Origin of the sequence: Lentilactobacillus dabitei, from assembly GCF_019061365.1 — a bacterium.
GTDB lineage: Bacteria > Bacillota > Bacilli > Lactobacillales > Lactobacillaceae > Lentilactobacillus > Lentilactobacillus dabitei.
Genome location: NZ_JAHPPD010000060.1, coordinates 1 through 18,415, shown reverse-complemented (window position 1 = coordinate 18,415; position 18,415 = coordinate 1). Strand labels below are relative to the sequence as shown.

General features: G+C 44.4%; 17 protein-coding genes and 1 riboswitch. Of the genes, 8 read left to right on the top strand and 9 right to left on the bottom strand.

Annotated features, from left to right (window positions below):
• Nucleotides 1-36: 36 nt before the first annotated feature.
• From KTE19_RS09555 to KTE19_RS09545, 3 genes are all read right to left on the bottom strand, one after another.
• The gene (locus KTE19_RS09555) at nucleotides 37-501 is read right to left on the bottom strand and encodes a GNAT family N-acetyltransferase (RefSeq protein ID WP_217165094.1); all 465 of its coding nucleotides are present in this window, start codon (nucleotides 499-501) and stop codon (nucleotides 37-39) included.
• Between the two features lie 73 nt (nucleotides 502-574).
• Nucleotides 575-1,930 carry a uracil-xanthine permease family protein gene (locus KTE19_RS09550; RefSeq protein ID WP_217165092.1) on the bottom strand — a complete coding sequence of 452 codons (1,356 nt, stop codon included), beginning with the start codon at nucleotides 1,928-1,930 and terminating at the stop codon, nucleotides 575-577.
• Between the two features lie 349 nt (nucleotides 1,931-2,279).
• A complete protein-coding gene (locus KTE19_RS09545; RefSeq protein ID WP_217165090.1) occupies nucleotides 2,280-2,735 on the bottom strand; it encodes a GNAT family N-acetyltransferase in 456 nt (151 codons plus the stop codon).
• Between the two features lie 103 nt (nucleotides 2,736-2,838).
• Here KTE19_RS09545 and KTE19_RS09540 point away from each other — a divergent pair, with 103 nt between their 5' ends.
• The 5 genes from KTE19_RS09540 (at nucleotide 2,839) to KTE19_RS09520 (ending at nucleotide 8,202) form a co-directional block, all read left to right on the top strand.
• Nucleotides 2,839-3,453, top strand: coding sequence for a hypothetical protein (locus tag KTE19_RS09540; protein ID WP_217342166.1), 615 nt, complete (start codon nucleotides 2,839-2,841; stop codon nucleotides 3,451-3,453).
• Nucleotides 3,454-3,916: 463 nt separating this feature from the next.
• A complete protein-coding gene (locus KTE19_RS09535; protein WP_217342165.1) occupies nucleotides 3,917-4,426 on the top strand; it encodes a YbhB/YbcL family Raf kinase inhibitor-like protein in 510 nt (169 codons plus the stop codon).
• 84 nt (nucleotides 4,427-4,510) lie between these two features.
• Entirely contained in the window at nucleotides 4,511-4,996 is a 486-nt protein-coding gene (locus KTE19_RS09530) for a universal stress protein (protein ID WP_217165086.1), read from the top strand.
• A 475-nt stretch (nucleotides 4,997-5,471) separates the two neighbouring features.
• Nucleotides 5,472-7,088, top strand: coding sequence for an FAD-dependent oxidoreductase (locus KTE19_RS09525; RefSeq protein WP_217342164.1), 1,617 nt, complete (start codon nucleotides 5,472-5,474; stop codon nucleotides 7,086-7,088).
• Nucleotides 7,089-7,215: 127 nt separating this feature from the next.
• Nucleotides 7,216-8,202 carry an aldo/keto reductase gene (locus KTE19_RS09520; RefSeq protein ID WP_217342163.1) on the top strand — a complete coding sequence of 329 codons (987 nt, stop codon included), beginning with the start codon at nucleotides 7,216-7,218 and terminating at the stop codon, nucleotides 8,200-8,202.
• Between the two features lie 105 nt (nucleotides 8,203-8,307).
• Here KTE19_RS09520 and KTE19_RS09515 read toward each other — a convergent pair whose 3' ends face one another.
• Genes KTE19_RS09515 through KTE19_RS09505 form a run of 3 tightly spaced genes read right to left on the bottom strand, consistent with a single transcriptional unit; the run spans nucleotide 8,308 to nucleotide 10,865 of the window.
• Entirely contained in the window at nucleotides 8,308-8,955 is a 648-nt protein-coding gene (locus KTE19_RS09515; RefSeq protein WP_217342162.1) for a TetR/AcrR family transcriptional regulator, read from the bottom strand.
• A 13-nt stretch (nucleotides 8,956-8,968) separates the two neighbouring features.
• Nucleotides 8,969-10,141, bottom strand: a complete 1,173-nt coding sequence (locus tag KTE19_RS09510; protein WP_217342161.1) for an ABC transporter permease — start codon at nucleotides 10,139-10,141, stop codon at nucleotides 8,969-8,971.
• A complete protein-coding gene (locus KTE19_RS09505; protein ID WP_430681879.1) occupies nucleotides 10,119-10,865 on the bottom strand; it encodes an ABC transporter ATP-binding protein in 747 nt (248 codons plus the stop codon). Before KTE19_RS09505 ends, KTE19_RS09510 begins: the two co-directional genes overlap by 23 nt.
• Nucleotides 10,866-11,067: 202 nt before the next feature.
• Between KTE19_RS09505 and KTE19_RS09500 the strand changes: the two genes are divergently transcribed.
• The 3 genes from KTE19_RS09500 to KTE19_RS09490 all read left to right on the top strand — a co-directional run bounded on the left by KTE19_RS09500 (nucleotide 11,068) and on the right by KTE19_RS09490 (nucleotide 15,002).
• Nucleotides 11,068-12,672, top strand: coding sequence for an APC family permease (locus KTE19_RS09500; protein ID WP_217342159.1), 1,605 nt, complete (start codon nucleotides 11,068-11,070; stop codon nucleotides 12,670-12,672).
• Nucleotides 12,673-12,839: 167 nt separating this feature from the next.
• The gene (locus KTE19_RS09495) at nucleotides 12,840-13,598 is read left to right on the top strand and encodes an exodeoxyribonuclease III (RefSeq protein WP_217164222.1); all 759 of its coding nucleotides are present in this window, start codon (nucleotides 12,840-12,842) and stop codon (nucleotides 13,596-13,598) included.
• A 189-nt stretch (nucleotides 13,599-13,787) separates the two neighbouring features.
• On the top strand, nucleotides 13,788-15,002 hold the full coding sequence (locus KTE19_RS09490) for a pyridoxal-phosphate-dependent aminotransferase family protein (RefSeq protein ID WP_217342158.1): 1,215 nt from the start codon (nucleotides 13,788-13,790) through the stop codon (nucleotides 15,000-15,002).
• A gap of 79 nt (nucleotides 15,003-15,081) precedes the next feature.
• Here the strand turns inward: KTE19_RS09490 and KTE19_RS09485 are convergent, their stop codons facing one another.
• From KTE19_RS09485 to KTE19_RS09475, 3 genes are all read right to left on the bottom strand, one after another.
• On the bottom strand, nucleotides 15,082-16,002 hold the full coding sequence (locus tag KTE19_RS09485; RefSeq protein WP_217164218.1) for an ABC transporter substrate-binding protein: 921 nt from the start codon (nucleotides 16,000-16,002) through the stop codon (nucleotides 15,082-15,084).
• Between the two features lie 9 nt (nucleotides 16,003-16,011).
• Complete coding sequence (locus KTE19_RS09480) at nucleotides 16,012-16,566, bottom strand: ECF transporter S component (RefSeq protein ID WP_217342157.1); 555 nt, start codon at nucleotides 16,564-16,566, stop codon at nucleotides 16,012-16,014.
• Between the two features lie 89 nt (nucleotides 16,567-16,655).
• A riboswitch (TPP riboswitch) is annotated at nucleotides 16,656-16,750 on the bottom strand.
• 738 nt (nucleotides 16,751-17,488) lie between these two features.
• Nucleotides 17,489-18,247 (bottom strand): sulfite exporter TauE/SafE family protein, encoded by a 759-nt coding sequence (locus tag KTE19_RS09475; RefSeq protein WP_217164214.1) that lies wholly within the window; start codon nucleotides 18,245-18,247, stop codon nucleotides 17,489-17,491.
• Nucleotides 18,248-18,415: the final 168 nt, after the last annotated feature.

Genomic DNA, 18,415 nt, shown 5'->3' with positions numbered 1-18,415 from the left:
CTGATAACACCTTTCGGTATTAGTTTGTGCATTCATCTACCTGGTTAAAACCAGGAGATTTCTGCGAATCCTTTCATTAAATCCGGCAGCCCGATATATTTTGAGGGCCCCCTGCATTTCCTTCAAAGTATCTAATCGAATTGACCGATAGCCCAGTTCTTTGGCACTCACCAAAATTCTAGCGACCAGCTCTCGCCCAATTCCTAATTGGCGGAAACCACTCCTAACGTACAATCGCTTCATTTCCGCAATTCCAGGTTCAAATTCGTGCACGGCAACGGCACCGGCAAGCTCGCCATCCACATACGCCATAATCAAGTCACCCTTGGGTTGATTATAGTGGGTTGCCAGTTCAGCTAGCTCAGTAGCAAAGTCCTGAAACTTCAGGTCAAACCCAAGTAATTTCGCATACTCAATCAAGAGTTGCTTTGCTGCCTCAAAATCCGCTTTAGTAGTCGCGGGCTTATACGCAATTTGTGGTTGGTGACTGGGTTCTAGCATTGTATCCCCCAAGCCCAACATAAATGTTTCAACTGCATCGTTTGAAACTTTTTCAGCTTCTAACCAAGTCGGTTTATTGTTTCATTCGTTTCTGGTGCAATAGTCGCTGCTTTTCTTCAGCCTTTTGGGCGGCTAAGTGTTGTTCGTGTTCCCGTTCGCTAGCAGCCTTTTGCGGCAATATCAGATTTAGGACAATTCCGATAATCGTGGCAAATGCCAGCCCGGTAAATTGAAAACTCTTGATTTGCAGATAAGCATTTCCAACCCCAATTACCATTACGGTTGAAGCAATCATCAAGTTCCGTTTCAAATTCATATCCACTTTATTTTCAACCATTACTTGGATTCCGGCCGTGGCAATTGTTCCAAACAACAGGAAACTAATTCCACCAATAACTGGCATCGGCATCTGCATGATTAAGACGTTCAGTTTATTCACAAATGCGAACAGGATTGCAAACATGGCGGCCCCCATCAGCACATAAACACTGTGGATTTTAGTGATAGCCATCACGCCAATGTTCTCCCCATAACTGGTCATAGCCGGTGCCCCAACCAATCCGGCAAATAGTGACGCAGCACCATCTCCAGCAAGGGTTCGGTTTAATCCAGGATCTTTAAAAAAGTCTCGACCGGTCAATTCATCGAGCACCATGATATGCCCCATGTGCTCAGTCATCGTTACAAACGCAATTGGGGTGATGGCTAAAATGGCCGCCCAATCAATCTTAAATTTGTAATCAATCCCTGGAATATCGAATGCAGGGATTTTGAACCACGGCGCACTGGCAATCGTATGCAGGTCGACAATGCCACAGAACACGGAAATCACGTACCCACAAACAATTGCAAGTAGAACCGGAATCAGGCCGATGAACCCTTTAAACAGCATATTAAAAATAATGGCTAAAAATAACGTTGCTAAGGCAATACCAAAGTACAATAAACTGTATTTGCCATTTTTCATCATCGCATCCTGAGCGGCACTCCCTGCAAGGGACAAGCCAATGACCATGACAATGGGACCAACCACAATTGGCGGCAAAATTTTATCCACCCAGTCTGACCCGACTCCCCAAATAATTGCGGCAACGATCATATACACGATCCCGACGCCGATCACGCCTTGGGCAATGCCCGGATAACCCGTCGTCTTCATCAACGCCAGCATCGGTGTAATAAAGGCAAAACTTGAGCCCATGTAAGCAGGAATCTTTCGCTGGGTAATCATAATATGAAGCAACGTGCCGACCCCTGAGGCAAATAGGGCAATGCTTGGGCTCAACCCAACCAACAACGGTACAATCACCGTTGATCCAAACATCGAAAACATGTGCTGCAATGATAAGCCGACCCACGGGAAGAATTTCGGCATATCATGAATGTCTAGTATCGCCCGATCGTCGTGAAACTCGTTCTTGTCTGCCATTTTTCCGCTCCTTTGTAGTTGCGTAAATCCGGTGGAGATAGCTGAATGATGTGCTACCAAACAATAACCCGCACATAAGCACCCTGATACATTGCAGAATGGTGTTCCGCAAAGCAGCAATCTACGTGTAAGCACCTTTGGAAAAATTCCAAACTCGGGAATTCCTCCAAAGGAGACTTACACTCCGATTGCTAACCGCTTTGCTCCACACACTTCAACAAAAAATAGCCGCACCCAGCAAGGGCCGACTATTTGTGTTTGAATGCCGTCATCTTGCCAGCCTCTCGGACCAGATTTAAAGATTCATTTAGTTGTCATTAAGTATAATATACTGCAGAAACATGTCAATCTAATTTTTTAAAGCCAACTCCATATCGATATGGGGAATATTATCCTCTAGGTAAACGTCGCTGACATCCCTGAACCCAAATGAATGGTAGAAATACTTCAGATACTCTTGTCCGGCCAGCACAATTTTGGCTGCTTCTGGGAATAGTTCCTTCGACTTATCCAAGGTGGCTTGCACTAACTCTCTTCCTAAGCCACCGCCCCGGTACTTTGGGTTCACGACAACCCTGCCAATTCGGGTAACTGACTGGTTTTCTTCAGGAATAATTCTGGCATAAGCCATCAAGTCCCCCTCGGCGTTTTTGAACATCACATGATAGGAAATCAAGTCGTCATCATCGACTTCTTGGTAGTAACATTTTTGTTCAACAACAAAAACGGCGACTCGTAATTTATAAATTTCAAATAGTTCTTTGGTGCTTAATGCTGCAAACTGCTTTACTTCAATTTGTGTCATAACTGCCATCCTTTTTTCGTGAAAAATACAACCCCTTTGCTTTCTGTTATAATATATTCAATCGGGTTGAGATGCAATAATCGAATCTAAATGAGGTATTAATGTGAATAGGCATGACAATGAACCAAGATACAAAAAATATGATTTTAATTCAGAACAGGATCGCCGCCGTCAACGTCGAAAACAATACAGCGGCTGGTGGTTTGCCCTGCTCATTTTAATCATTGCGATTGGACTGGCATTTTCCATTAACTGGCTGATGACTCGCCACAGCCATCAATCGAATTCATCCTCCACGGCTGCGATCAGTAAAACCATCGATAAATCCAAAAATGCCATTGAGGGTCGCAACTCCAAGGGCAGCCTAACCAAAAAAGTGGAAGACAATCGAGTTTCCGCCTTTTCCAGCAAAATAGACGATGCCAAAGCTGGTGGGTTAACCCCTGCTGAACGGGGTCAACTTCAAAAGTCGATCAATAATGAACAGAACAAAACCGTTAAAAACCGTGAGCAGCAATTACTCAATAAAGCGAACAAACAGGCACCTGCCAAACCAAAAATCCCAGATCCTTTCGCTACGACTCACACATTTTCATCGGTGAACGATGCCAAGAATTGGGCAAACGCGACGAAGCAACAATGGCTCAAAGACGGCTACGTCAACTATACGATCTCGTCCAATGGCCAGGGTTATTATGTGCTGAAATTCATCAAATAATGTAATCTTTGGGGAACTGGCTGAATCTATTTAACTTAAAATTTGAGAAGTCAGTTGAGATGACATATTATTGGGTTGAGGACTGCTGTGTAAAGCAGAAACTTCCTTCTAAGCACCTTCGGCAAAAATCCCAAAATCAGGGATTTCTGCCAAAGGAGACTTAGACTCCAGTTTCTAACCGCTTTACTCCGCTCACTTAGTAGGACTGCTCCTCCAGGCAGAGATCTGCATGTAAGCACCTCGAACAAAAATTTCCAAACCCGGAATTTCTGTTCGAGGAGACTTACACTCCGATCTCTAACCGCCTGGATCCGCTCACTTTTTTAGGACAGCTGCGTAAAGCAGAAGCCTGCACGTAAGCACCTCGGAGAAAAATTCCAAGAACGGGAATTTCTCTCCGAGGAGACTTACGCTCCGACTTCTAAGCGCTTTACTCCGCTCACTTTTCATAGGAGATGAGAACATGAAGGTTCAAGTACCATTAACAAAGGGGCTTTTAGCCGATAAGTACAGTAAGTATGCATCACCTGTAGATATTTTGGGTGATCAGCCAATCGTTTCATTTCCAATTAAAATTACCGATGCTCCCAAGGATGCCAAGTCCCTTGCTTTAACATTGGTTGATTGGGACGCCATTCCCGTCAGTGGTTTCATGTGGATTCACTGGATCGCTTCTAATATTTCACCGGATGTCACGGAAATTCCTGAGAATAATAGTCAAAAGCCGAAGGTGCCGATGGTCCAAGGACGTAACAGCACTGCTGGTGGTTTGATCGGTAATAACGATCCCGTAACCGCTTGGCATTACAATGGGCCAACCCCTCCAGATAAACCCCACAATTATCATTTATCAGTTTACGCTTTGGACACAGAATTACCCCTAAGGGATGGTTTCTGGCTCAATGAGCTTCAAGACGCAATGCGGGGGCATATTTTGGAAACAGCAGAATTTGTTATTCCAGCTCGTGCATAGGATAAATAATTCCTTGGGCAAGCCGTTTGGATTTTTAATTAGTGATATAATTAACACATAAATGACCACAAGGGAGGCAGCTTCATGGAATCCAACTACAACAACATCTTGGTCCCAGTCGACGGATCAGCCCAATCAGAGGACGCACTTGCAAAGGGAGCTCTTATTGCCCACAATAATGGTGCTCATCTCGACGTGCTTCATGTATTAAGCACCCAGCAATATGGCTACAATTATGGTGGCATGGTAGATGGTGATGTTATCAACAACCTCGTTGAAGACACCACTGATTATCTCAATAAGTCAGTGGACAGGATTAAAAAGGAAGCGGATTTGGATGACATTCAAATCCATATTCGTTTCGGTAATCCAAAGACAGTTATTGCCTTTGAATTTCCAAAGGACCACAAGTCAGACCTGATCGTGATGGGCGCAACGGGAATGAGTCGCCTACAACGAGTATTGGAAGGTTCGGTATCATCATTCGTTAACCGTAGCGCCAAATGTGACGTCATGGTAGTAAGAACAAACAAGGAAAATAAACCGTATAAACCGGTGGAAAATAATTAGAGTGCCAAAAACGAAAGTGCCGAAAAAGGCGCTTTGACGCGGTTATATAAGGAAGCCCTCACTAAAATCCTGGTTGGATTTTAGTGAGGGCTTCCTTATATATTAAGCGTCAGCCTTTTGAGGCACGTTTTAACACGAAAATGGCGAACATCCTGGTCTTGGATTTTTCGTGGGGGGATCTCCTTATATATTAAGCGTCAGCCTTTTGAGGCACGTTCCAACACAAGAACGTCCAACATCCTGGCCTTAGATTTTAATGGGAACTCCTTATATAGTAAGTCCCAGTCTCCTGAGACCCATTCCAACTACATAAAATCACTAATTCAACCCCAAGCCCCCTTCTCAACATCCCCCAAGTTTCGCCCCCCACTAATTCCGCCTAATTATTTCGCCAAACCAATTGACCTACTCCCCAGATATTGTATGATGAACGTAACGAGAAGATGAAAGCGCTATGATCAGAGGAGGAACAGCCATGAAAGTGTTAGTTATTGGGGGAATTGCTGGCGGGCCGTCGTTTGCGACGCGACTTCGGCGAATCAATGAAGATGACGAAATCATTATCTTCGAGCGGGGAGCAGCGATTTCGGTTGCCAGTTGTGCGATGCCTTACTATTTGGGCGGGGTTGTTTCAGATCGCTCTAAATTAATTGAGCGAACCCCGGAAATTCTCAAACAGCGAAATAACATCGATGTGCGCTTATTTAATGAAGTGACTTCAATCAACCCAGCTAATAAAAGCGTCACAGTAAAAAATTTGAAAACTGGCGACGTTTATCAGGAAAGTTATGATCAATTGGTCATCGCAACCGGAGCGAGTCCGGTTGTGCCACCGATCAAAGGAATCGAAAACGCCGGTAATGCCTTTGTCCTGAGAGCCATTACCGATGCGGACAAGCTGATGACGTATTTAGCAGCCAAGCGGCCCAAGACCGTGACAATTTTAGGGGCTGGCGCCATTGGGATTGAGGTTGCCGAAGCTTTTGTCAGACGCCAAATGGATGTGACCATCGTCGATCAAGCTGACCAAGTTGCTTCTCCCTACGATCCAGAAATTGCCTCAATCGTCAAAGATGAGCTAATCAAACAAGGCGTCCACGTCATTTTAAACAACGGGATCAAAGAAATCCGCAATAATGGCCACACCTTGGTCTTTGAAGACGGCAGCCTTCACCAGACTGCAATGCTCTTCTTGGGAACTGGGGTTAGGCCAAATAGTCAGCTGGCAGAAGCTGCCGGAATCAGATTGTCGCCTGACCATCACGTGATCGTTGATGATCACTTGCAAACCAACCTGCCAGATATTTATGCCATCGGTGACGTCATTGAAACGACCAGTCTGATTAACGGCCTACCGATTCCAAGTGTCCTATCCAGTCCCGCCAATCGTCAAGGCCACTTGCTGGCAGATATCATGACAGATGCTCCTGTCACCTATAAGGGCTTCGTTGGTGCTGGCGTTGCGAAATTCTTTGACCTGACTGCCAGCTATGTTGGCTACACTGAAAGTGCCTTAAAACAACTTGGAATCACCAATTATAAAACGGTCTTTATCACCCCGTATGACCGGGCTTATTTCTTCCCAAATGCTGACCGGGTGAATTTCAAGTTAATCTATGAAGAAAAAACTGGTAAGCTCCTTGGCGGCCAGGCAGTTGGCAAGCATGGTATCGACAAACGAATCGCCGAACTATCTGTTGCAATTACCGGCAACTTAACGGCCTTTGATCTGCCAGCTCTGGAAATCCCATATTCACCACCGTATTCTTCAACCCGGGATGTCTTAAATATCGCTGGCTACGTGGCGATTCAAGAATTAACAAATAGATCCAAGACAGTCAAAGTTTCAGCCATTTCAGCTGAAGACCGGCAAAACGCCTTTTTCCTGGATATCCGTGAACCCGGAACCGAATCGGCTGGATCAATTAACCCAACGGCCAATATCCCGTTATCACAACTTCGGGATCGGATTGAGGAGATTCCAAAAGATAAAAAAATCTACATCACTTTTAGAAAGGGAATTGGTCCCTACAATGCCTCGCGAATTCTCGACGGCAAGGGATACGATGTCACAACGATCGATGAATCTTAATAACTTCGTGAAGTCCGGCCAGCTGCTGGGCTTTTTTAGTTTCAAATCCGTACCACCTTTACCTCAAGCATACTTGAGGTGCTATATTTAAGGTAATTAATCTTTTATTTAGATAAGGAGATCTAAAATGTATTCAGCTTCTCAGCAACGATATAACAAAATGATTTACAACCGGGTTGGCCGAAGCGGCTTAAAGCTGTCAGCGATTGGTCTGGGCCTTTGGCATAACTTTGGCAGCGTCGATTCTTTTGAAAATCAAAAGGCAATCATCCACCAAGCATTTGACCTGGGAATCACCTACTTTGACTTAGCCAATAATTATGGCCCAATTCCCGGCAGTGCCGAGGAAAACTTCGGTCAAATCATGGCTGGCGATATGAAACCCTATCGTGATGAAATGATCATCGCTAGTAAGGCTGGCTACACCATGTGGCCGGGCCCATATGGAGATTGGGGATCCCGAAAATACATCATGGCCAGCGCCAATCAAAGCTTGAAGCGGACGGGATTAGATTATTTTGATATTTTCTATTCCCACCGACCGGATCCAAACACCCCAGTCGAAGAAACGGCCATGGCACTTGATGAATTAGTCCACCAAGGAAAAGCGTTATACATTGGTATTTCCAACTATGATGGCGTCCAGACCAAGGCGATTACCAAAGTTTTCAATGAGTTAAAAACACCGTTTGTCATCCATCAACCCAGATACAATATGTTTGACCGGTCAGTTGAAACTGACCTCTTCCCCGTTCTGAAAGCTGAACATAAAGCCGCGGTCAGCTTTAGCTCACTTGCCCAAGGCCTATTAAGCGATCGGTATTTAAACGGCATCCCAGCAGACTCACGCGCTCATAAGACGACCAGTCCCTTCCTCCATGAAGATCAGGTGGAAAAGACATTGGCAACCGTTAAACAATTGAACCAAGTTGCTAAAGACCGTGGTCAATCCTTAGCCGAAATGGCATTGGCATGGAACCTACGGGAACCAGAGATTGCCTCGGTATTAGTCGGCGCCAGTCGACCATCTCAATTGGTTGATAATGTGAAAGCGCTGGACCATTTGGCCTTTACACCAGCGGAATTAACTAAAATCGATCACATTTTGAAATAACAATTAATTGCCACATTGGCGACTTAATTACAGAAAATAAGCCACTCATCTAAACGCTCTAACTTGAACGTCTGGATGAGTGGCTTTTGTTTAATCAGCACCAAATCATTTAGCCGGCTTCAAACCATGCATTACAAATTCAACTGTTTCCTTACTGGCTTGATCAATGTCCAATTCACCACCAGCCAACACTTTCGGTAACAGATAAGTCAGCACCGTGCCAGAAATATACTGAATAATTCGTTGAAGCGGCCAACGGACCAATTGCCCATCTTCTTGATACTTTCGAATCACATTACCTAACGGACTATTAATAATGTTGGCAGCCTCTTTGCCAATCAGTGAGACCAGGTTGGCATTCCGCGTAATTTCCTGTAACAGGATTCGCAGCTGTTGGCGGTTGTCCAATGCAAACTTCATTCGGTTTTTGACCGCCTTTTCTAAAAATTCATCAATTGTCGGAGTTGCATTTTGCGCCATATCGACCATAAATTCTGTGACCGCTTTGGGTAAGACTTGGTGAATGAACGGTTCCAGGATTGCTTTTAGGATGCCATCTTTCGTCTTGAATTGTTTATACACCGTTCCTTCAGACACCGCTGCCCGATCGGCAATATCTCTTGTACTGGTGCGATCAAATCCCTTTTGCGAGAAAAGTTCCAAGCTTGCCCGCAGAACGGCTTGTTGTTTAGCCGATAAATCTGACTGGTCCAAACTTTCTGAAAACAGCGTTGTAAAGTTTTTATTTGCCATTGAATCAACCCTCCTAGACCTGTCGATAGTGTCGCATGGATAACATATTGAGCACAAGGAACACGACCACAAATATTAACAAGATTCCCAAACTCGGGGCAATGTCACCAATTGTTGCCCCTTTTTGAATCACGTCACTCATCGACTGGGAACCATAGTATAACGGCATAATTTTGGCCACTGGCTGCAGCCAATCGGCCATTTGATTAACCGGAATAATGCCCGAGAAGAAAATTTGGGGAATCACGACAATTGGGATGAACTGAACCATCTGGAACTCCGACGAGGCAAACGTCGAAATTAATAGTCCCAGCGTTAAGGCGACGACCGCCAAGAGGATGTTAATCAAAAAGATGTTCCAAATGTTCCCCAGAATCTGAATGTTAAAGACATAGATTGTAAAGAGGACGACCAACAGGGTTTGAATCAGGGCAAAGATCCCATAGCCTGATAGGTAGCCCATAATTACCTCTCCACGCTTGATTGGGGTCGCCAGCAGCCGGTTCAATGTTCCAGTTGTCCGTTCCCGCAGCAACGCAATTCCAGAAATCAGGAAAACAAAGAAGAAGACCACAAACCCAATTAAGATTGGCAGGAGCGTATTAAAGTACGTCGAATTCGAACTCCCATACAAGTAATGGGTCGTCACCGTGTAACTTGGGGCGGCTTTCAGTTGCTTTCCCGCCGCCGGTTGTGCGACTTGCTTGCCGTTTCCCGCTCGACCCATTTGGCGGGTCACAGCAGCTAAAGCGGCCTGCATCTTTTTCAAAGCCTTCGCCTGCGTCTTGATGGCGGTCCGGGCTGCCTTAGATTTCAATTCAATTTGACCTTTTTGTAGGCTTTGCTTTAGAATCGCGGTTTTGCTTTGATCGCTATTTTGCAAGGTCAGTGTCAGATGATCACCATTTTGACTCAACACTCCAGCATAATCGTGATCCCGGATGATTGTTTCGGCGCTCTTATCTGAACTAATTTGGTGAATCTTAACATGATTATTATTGACCGCCTTCACAAGAGTTGTGTCCACATTGCGAACGCCCAACGCCGCCGTTTGGTCCGTATTAGACTGAAACAAAAAATATAATAGCGATAAAATGAACAGCGGCGCGATGAACATTAACGCCAAAGTTCGTTTGTCTCGTAACATTTCTGTCAGAATTCGCTTAATCATTGTTAGTATGCGCATCTTGCTGCCTCCCTGCCGCTAAAAATACTGTTTCGCTCGACTTAACGCCATATTCCGTAATCAACTGCTTTGGAGTCCCCTGGGCAATTGCGGCGCCATTTCTGATCATCATGACGTCATCAGCTTCTTCAGCATCCTCCATAACGTGAGTCGTTAAGAGGATGGTCCGGCCGGCATTGGCTAATTTATGGAGTTCATTCCAAATTTGCTGGCGAAGTTCTGGATCAATCCCAACGGTCGGCTCGTCCAAAATCAAGATTTCAGGGTCAGAAACCAGGGCAATGGCAAGCGACAACCGCCGCTTCATGCCACCAGAATAATCTTTCACGTACTTCTTTAGATCTGGAACCAAATTCACAATGTTGGCCGCATAGGGAATCTTTTCTTTCAAGGCTTTGCGGGAAATTCCCTGCATTGACCCAAAAAACATGAGATTTTCGTTGGCGGTTAACGATTCATATAGCGCATCTGTTTGCGCCATAAAACCGATCTTGGCTAATAATTGCCGATTAGGCATCGGTGTGTCTAACACCGTCACCTGACCTTTCATCGGCTTAAGCATCCCCATAATCGTACTGACCAAAGTCGTTTTGCCAGCGCCACTCGGGCCAATCAAGGCTAAAATTTCGCCGCTGTTCACCGTCAAATTGATGTCTTTTAAAACGACTGTCTTGCCATAACCTTGTTCAAGGTCTGAAACCTGAATCACTTCCGTCATATCCATCACCCTTTTTTATTTAATAAGTGACCACTCACTCATTATTATAAACGGGTTCCGTTTTTTTGCAAGCGTTACCGGCAAATTGAGTCAATTTGCCGGTAGATGCCATCATATCAACGATTGTCAGTAACATCATGTTCCATTTTCATTTGCATTACTTTTTATCTTTGTTAAACTAGTTGTCAACGCTAAACAGGAGGTACTCATGGATTCAGAAAACACGACAAAGATTGGACTTTTTCAACTGATAATGCTGACACTCGGATCACTAATTGGTTCAGGATGGTTATTCGGTTCTTGGGAGGCAACCAAAATCGCCGGCCCAGCCGCAATCATCTCTTGGGTCATTGGTGGTATCGTCATTGCCGCTATCGCATATGATTATGTCGAAATTGGGGCAATGTTCCCAGAAGCAGGTGGCATGAGCCGGTACGCTCAATATTCTCACGGACCACTTTTGGGGTTCATCGCTTCTTGGGCGAACTGGATTTCCCTGATTACGTTGATCCCGATTGAAGCAGTCGCGGCCGTTCAGTATATGAGTTCATGGCCTTGGTCATGGGCAAACTGGACCCACGTTTTCTTGAAAAATGGCACCATTACTACTGCTGGGCTAATGGTGGTATTCATCTTCATCATTTTATTTACCTTGTTAAATTTCTGGTCAGTTAAATTATTGACCAGCTTCACCAGTTTAATTTCGATTCTTAAAATCGGGGTTCCAGCCCTAACAATTATCATGCTGACGGTATCGGGATTCTTCCCCCAAAACTACGGGCATTCCTTGCATGAATTTATGCCTTATGGGACCGCACCAATCTTCGCAGCAACATCCGCTGCCGGAATCATCTTTTCATTTAACGCCTTTCAAACCGTTATCAACATGGGCAGTGAAATTAAAAATTCCCGTCGTAACATCGGTCGCGGTATTTTTATTTCATTGTTGATTAGCGGAATTATTTACATCTTAATTCAAAGCACCTACATCACTGCTTTGGAACCATCGATGCTTGCCAAACACGGTTGGAGTGGCATTGACTTCAATTCGCCCTTTGCCGACCTGGCGATTATGCTCGGAATTCGGTGGTTGTCCGTTCTGTTGTATATGGATGCCTTCGTTTCTCCGGTTGGAACCGGGGTCTCATTCGCTGCATCAACCGGGCGAGCACTATACGCAATGGAAAGTAACCAACACATCCCAAGCTTCATCGGTAAAATCAATAAAAAATATGGGATTCCGCGGGTTGCCATGATTGTCAATTTAGTTTTGGGTATGCTGATGGTTTCAGTATTTAGGTCATGGTCAACACTTGCCACTGTCATTTCCACCTCTACGCTGATTGCCTACTTAACTGGTCCCGTTACCGCTGTCGCTTTTCGCAAGATGGCACCTAATTTCAAACGACCCGTTCGCCTGAAAAATTTAAACTGGATGGCACCACTGTCATTTGTGCTTGCCTCACTTGCTGTCTATTGGGCAATGTGGCCCACAACCGTCGAAGTTATCCTAGTCATTTTGCTAGGACTGCCCTTTTACTTCTATTATGAATATCGGGCAGGTTTTGTTGATACCCGGAAGGCTTTTTACTCCAGTATGTGGATGATCGTTTATTTGATTTTTATTTCGGTTATGTCTTACATCGGTAGTAAGCAGTTCAAAGGTATCGACTGGATTCATTATCCGTATGACTTCGTCGTTATTATTGCCTTTTCGTTAGGTTTTTATTACTGGGGCATCCACACTGCCCGAATTTTCCCTGACTTTTATCAAGCCAAGGCCTTAAATGACACCGTACAGGTTGAAGATTAACTCATAACTGATCATTATCATTGAAAGAGCGCAATTCATTCTATTTCGGAATGCTTGCGCTCTTTGTTTAATTTCTGGGATTAACTTGCTTTCGCAAACGGTTAGTGTTTTTCTCAAGTTATAGTATGATAATGATGTAAGAACTCAAGTAAAGGATGGCAAGATAGATGAAATTTATTTCATGGAACGTCAACGGATTACGAGCGGTTGTCAAAAAAGATTTCGATAAAACATTTAACGACTTAGACGCCGACTTTTTCTGCATTCAAGAAACCAAAATGCAGGCAGGTCAACTCAAGTTAGAACTGCCTGGTTACCACCAATACTTTGATTATGCCGAGCGAAAGGGCTATTCTGGAACGGCCATTTTCACCAAGCATGAGCCTCTGAACGTCTCCTATGGGATTCAAGCTGACGAATTTGATCACGAAGGCCGGGCAATCACCTTGGAGTATCCAGATTTTTACCTTGTAAACAGTTATGTCCCAAACTCCGGGGCCGGCCTCAAACGATTAGACTTCCGCATGGGCTGGGACACCGCCTTTCAAAATTATCTGGCTAACTTGAATCAAGACAAACCGGTCATTCTTTGTGGCGATCTAAACGTTGCCCACAAGGAAATTGACTTGAAAAATCCGCAATCCAACCACCATAATGCCGGCTTCACCGACGAGGAACGCCAGTCATTCGGCCATTTCTTAGACCAAGGCTTCATGGATACCTTTCGCCATTTTTACCCAGACATGACCGATATTTATTCTTGGTGGAGCTACCGGTTCCACGCCCGTGATCGCAATGCCGGTTGGCGGATCGATTACTTTATTGCGAGCGAGCGGTTTGCCGATCAAATTAAGGACTCAAAAATCTTAACGGATGTGTTTGGATCCGATCATTGTCCGGTTGAGCTAGTCACCAAAGCTGATTAACCTTTTGCTGTTAGTGATAACCACAGTTTTATTTTTGTTCAATCCCACTAATGAATTCTTGAAGATTCAAACCTAGACTTAAACTAGGTCACTTTTTAGTTGTGATGGGTTCCAATCGCTCATTCAGTGAATGGCTGATAAGCCCTTTCAATCCATTGTTTAGAATCTAAACCACAAGGAGAATTCACTATGGCAGACTTACAAATTAACCGCCGCTTGATCATGACCCCCGGTCCCACGCTCGTTGATCCTCGGGTTTCTCAAGCAATGAGCAACCAGATCTTGGGCCAATTTGACCCGGATTTTACCGATATCATGGATCACACGATGGCACTGATTCGAAAGAGCTTCTCAACCAATAACCAGTTTTCATTTCCAATCGATGGTTCAAGTCGGGCTGGCTTGGAAGCCGTCATTGGCAGTATTGTTGAACCTGGGGACGATGTCCTCGTGCCCATCATCGGCCGATTTGGCGATCTAGCCGTTGAATTAGCTCAAAGGGCTGGTGGCAATGTTCACACCATTGAAACTGACTGGGGCCAAGTTCTCGATCAGGATCAGATTATTGCAGAAATTAAGCGCTTGAAGCCCAAAGTCGTTGCAATGGTTCACGGTGAAACATCGACTGGCCGGCTTCAACCACTCGATCGAATTGGCAAAGCCGTCCGCCAAGTTGGTGGCTTCCTCGTTATCGATTGTGTCGCTTCCTACATGGGAACTCCTGTGTTAGTTGATGATTGGCAAATTGATGCAGCAGTCGGCGGTGCCCAGAAATGCCTCTCAGTGCCTGCTGGGATTACGCCCATCACGTTTAACGATCGTTTCGCTGAAGCAATTAATCAGCGCAAGCGGATTGAACGGGGCGTCCGTAGTGCAGAAGATGCTGACCAAGCGGCATTCATCACTAGTAATTATCTAGACTTAACCCAGCTCCAAGACTACTGGTCACCCCGCCGATTGAATCATCACACCGAAGCAACCGTTTCGGTCTATGGTTTAAACGTTGGCCTACAGCTTGCCCTTGAGGAAGGCCTGGAGAATCGCTATGCCCGTCATCTTTGCATTCATCGGGCACTTAATGCCGGCCTGACTGCCCTGGGCCTTCACATTTTTAATGAAGGCGATCACGAAATGCCGATGGTCACTTGTGTTGAAATCCCCGCTAGTTTAGGCGACGGGGAGTTCTTTAAAGCCATGTTGTTGAAAGAATTTGGCGTTGAAATTTCAAGCTCGTTCGGTAGCCTTCACGGCAAGATTTGGCGCATCGGCACAATGGGTTACGTTGCCGAAAAAACCAACATGGTCAACTTTATCGCCTTGCTGGCAGCGGCGTTACTCACTGCTGGAGTCAATGTTGACACCAAGGCTGGTTTGGCCGCCTTCAATCAAGTTTATTCAGATTAATGACATCTTCTAAAAAAGGCCAATCGTATCAGTAGCCCCCTTGGGGTTGCTGGCGCGATTGGCCTTTTTGTTTCATTACCTAAAGTTCCAAGTATTTATTTGTAAAGCCGATGTTGCTTGGAATCATGTTGCCCATCTTCTGTTGATTTAACCATGCATAGAATTTCTCCCAGCGATTCTGGTCAAAGGCGCCCCAGAGGCCGTCTGTTGGCCGGTAATGCTTGCTGATCTCCAGCTGGCTTTGGATTACCAACGGTTCCTGCAGCATCCGATCCGGCACGTATCGCATCAGAATCTGGGCCGCTTCTTCCGGAAATTGTTCAGCAAACGCAAACCCTTTGCGGGTGGCTCGTAAGAATTTTCTCGCAAGGTCGCCGTGTTCTCCGAGAAAATGCGTATTGGCTGCCAAGACGGGTGTGTAGTAATCAAAAGCGGGTACATAATCTTTGACATAGAAGAAATGATAGGCTTCGTTGGTCTCACTCAAATTGGCCATCAACCCTTCCCAGTGATGATAAACGAAGATGCCATCGTACTTTTGTTCGGCCAAATCTTTCACTGGATCAAAAATCATATCGTTGGGAACAATTGTGACTTGATTAAAATCGCCGCCATCGGCATTAATCGTATCTCTGATAATTGCCTGCTCAGTCGGATAACCAAAGGTCGCATAGGTGTTGCCGGTGAAATCCTTTGGTCGGGTAATCTTATGGTTCGTCAATAATCCTGACAAATTGTGATCATTCAACGCTGCAATGGCAACCAGCGGCGCATTTTCATCCTTTACAAAGACATCTGACAACGACATCTGCTCAGTAATCGCAAAATCCGCTTTTCGCTGCAAGAGCCAATCCCGGCCATCTGCATGATCATCAGGCATGAAGATTGATAAGTTCAAGCCTTCATCTTCATAATACCCATTATCAATTGCGGCATAAAAACCGGTATGGTTGGTATTTGGGATCCACTCTAGTGCTAATCGAATTGTTTCAGTTTTCATGATTTCCTCCTAATTACTAACGACATGGCTTCGCTGCAACATCTTGACGATCATCATATTGATCACCCCACTAAAAATAAATGTAGAAATAAGGCGAATGATGAACAACGTTATCAACAACCCCAGTGAATATTTTGAGTATCCGTAAAAGATCATTTCCCGGACAAATGTCACGACGGTCACAAAAATGACACTGAGACTCAAACTCAACCAATTCCAAACTTTATAGCCCGTGGCCAAGTAGCCCAGTTCAGCGCCTGCACCTTGAACCAACCCGGCAATCACGGCTGCCGCCCCAAACTGCCCGCCGATAAACATCTCGACAATCGAAGCCAGCGTTTCAACCAAAGTTGCCGATCCTGGCACTCGAAATAATAGGCCAGCCAGTGGTCCGGCCATCACCCAGACGCCTTCGAGAATATCGTTGGCGGCCGGTGCCAAGCCAAACGGGGTCAAGGCGGCGGTTAATGTCGTATAAATTGGGCCCAGAACCCAATAAATCACCCAAAAAAATAAGGCAATTAATGTCAAGGTAATGACATCTTTCAATGAAAATTTGCGCATAAAAAATGGTCCTCCATTGTTCATGGGGCACCAAGTTTGAGAGAAAAGTCGACTCAATAATTGCATAGATTGAGCTCCTATCAAAAGCAACGGATAGCAGCAAACTTTTTCCCTTCGCTGGTACTAACCAGATCAGGTTCAACGAGTATCATCTCAGCCAAAATTGGCACCCCAAGTTATTTTGTTCTTATAAAGGATATCATTCAGTTAAAAGAAAGTGAAGTATACTGATTATCTATGGATGGATACCCAAATTTATTTAACAATTACTTATATTTAAAATATAATGTTTTTATTAACATATAATTATACGAAAGGAACATAGATCTTGAAAAAATTTTGTTTAATATCATTTCTAGTTTTAGTGTTTAGTTCATTTGGTTCATCAGAGGTTTCTTTTGCGTCTTCCCACAGCACAATTCCTAAAATTTTTCGTGGAACATGGTACACATATATGGGGAAAGAAAAATGGTCAGCAACAAAATACACTGCCCACTCCATTTTAGGATTTAATGTCAATAAAGCTGGAAAAAGGATCAGCAAATATTATTGGAAGTCAACACCTCGGAGTAAAGGGTTCAACAAGCTATATGTTACACGTCAAGCAGCAAATCACTCCAACGAACCAAACACAATTGATCGCGTAAATTACTCGTTTACTAAGGGAGACGGCGGAATGCATTGGATTGGAAAAATTAAAATACACGGGAAATATTATCAAGAACTCTGCGATTTCGAAAGTGGCCCTGAATATGTCAACGTATCCTTACGATACCGATATCCCCATGATTTCACACATGTATACTAATTTAATCGTTGTTTTATAAAAAAGGCGACAACCAATAAAATGATTGCCGTCTTTTGAGCACAAATGGTTCAATGCCCCTGCCAAGGTGCTTTTATCATACAACAAATTACGATATTACCCAACCAAATCCCAAATAGTTTTAAAGAGGAAAATAATCAACACCACAATAATAATCGGTCGAGCAATCTTGCTGCCAAAGCGTTTGTAATAACTGGCGCCAAGAAAATTACCAATGATACTAAAAGCTCCTGCCGTCAGGCCCAATAACATGATGACCTTACCGCTTAATAGGAATACCACCAACGCCGTAATATTTGTTGTTAAATTGATTACCTTAGTGTTGCCAGCTGCTAGATTAATTGGTAAATGAGCAAGGCCGGTTAATGTGATCAACAAAAAGGTCCCTGTTCCCGGTCCATAGAAACCATCGTACGCACCCAGCCCCAGTGAAATTCCCAGGGTGATAAAAAATTGAGTTCCCGTTAACTGAGAATCGGCCAATTTAGAATTTAAAGCATGCCGATTTAGCAACAAGTAAAGAGCAGTTGCCGGCAGAATCACCAATAAAATAAGGCGGAAATACTGATCACTAATATGTAATGCCAATCGAGCCCCCAAGGATGAGCCGATGACAGCTGCTACGACCGAAAAGAAGGCCAGCTTCACTCGAATGTAACCACTGCGGGCAAATTCAAGCGTGGAGATAGTGGTGCCCATTGCCGACGATAATTTATTCGTCCCAACTGCGAAGTGAGCTGGAATTCCCGCCATCAAATAAGCCGGAAGTGAAATTAAGCCACCGCCGCCACCAATCGCATCCACAAACCCAGCAAGAAATACCAGCGGGCAAACAATTAAAAATTCTGTCAACACTAGAACTCATCCCTTCAATTACCTGATAGATACTTATCATCATAATCTAAGAATTTCACCTAGTCTATGCTTTCAAACGAATCAAAAGGAGAGCGTAAAATATCTTGTGTAAATGCATAAAAGATTTCTGAATTGTATAGAAATAGGGAATGCCTTCCCTTATGATAT

Bases quoted from the DNA above. Each gene is read 5' to 3' on its own strand.
- KTE19_RS09550 (WP_217165092.1), bottom strand. From the start codon at position 1,930: ATGGCAGACAAGAACGAGTTTCACGACGATCGGGCGATACTAGACATT.
- KTE19_RS09555 (WP_217165094.1), bottom strand. From the start codon at position 501: ATGCTAGAACCCAGTCACCAACCACAAATTGCGTATAAGCCCGCGACT.
- KTE19_RS09490 (WP_217342158.1), top strand. From the start codon at position 13,788: ATGGCAGACTTACAAATTAACCGCCGCTTGATCATGACCCCCGGTCCC.
- KTE19_RS09525 (WP_217342164.1), top strand. From the start codon at position 5,472: ATGAAAGTGTTAGTTATTGGGGGAATTGCTGGCGGGCCGTCGTTTGCG.
- KTE19_RS09505 (WP_430681879.1), bottom strand. From the start codon at position 10,865: ATGGATATGACGGAAGTGATTCAGGTTTCAGACCTTGAACAAGGTTAT.
- KTE19_RS09485 (WP_217164218.1), bottom strand. From the start codon at position 16,002: ATGAAAACTGAAACAATTCGATTAGCACTAGAGTGGATCCCAAATACC.
- KTE19_RS09545 (WP_217165090.1), bottom strand. From the start codon at position 2,735: ATGACACAAATTGAAGTAAAGCAGTTTGCAGCATTAAGCACCAAAGAA.
- KTE19_RS09510 (WP_217342161.1), bottom strand. From the start codon at position 10,141: ATGCGCATACTAACAATGATTAAGCGAATTCTGACAGAAATGTTACGA.
- KTE19_RS09495 (WP_217164222.1), top strand. From the start codon at position 12,840: ATGAAATTTATTTCATGGAACGTCAACGGATTACGAGCGGTTGTCAAA.
- KTE19_RS09530 (WP_217165086.1), top strand. From the start codon at position 4,511: ATGGAATCCAACTACAACAACATCTTGGTCCCAGTCGACGGATCAGCC.
- KTE19_RS09500 (WP_217342159.1), top strand. From the start codon at position 11,068: ATGGATTCAGAAAACACGACAAAGATTGGACTTTTTCAACTGATAATG.
- KTE19_RS09535 (WP_217342165.1), top strand. From the start codon at position 3,917: ATGAAGGTTCAAGTACCATTAACAAAGGGGCTTTTAGCCGATAAGTAC.
- KTE19_RS09515 (WP_217342162.1), bottom strand. From the start codon at position 8,955: ATGGCAAATAAAAACTTTACAACGCTGTTTTCAGAAAGTTTGGACCAG.
- KTE19_RS09520 (WP_217342163.1), top strand. From the start codon at position 7,216: ATGTATTCAGCTTCTCAGCAACGATATAACAAAATGATTTACAACCGG.
- KTE19_RS09480 (WP_217342157.1), bottom strand. From the start codon at position 16,566: ATGCGCAAATTTTCATTGAAAGATGTCATTACCTTGACATTAATTGCC.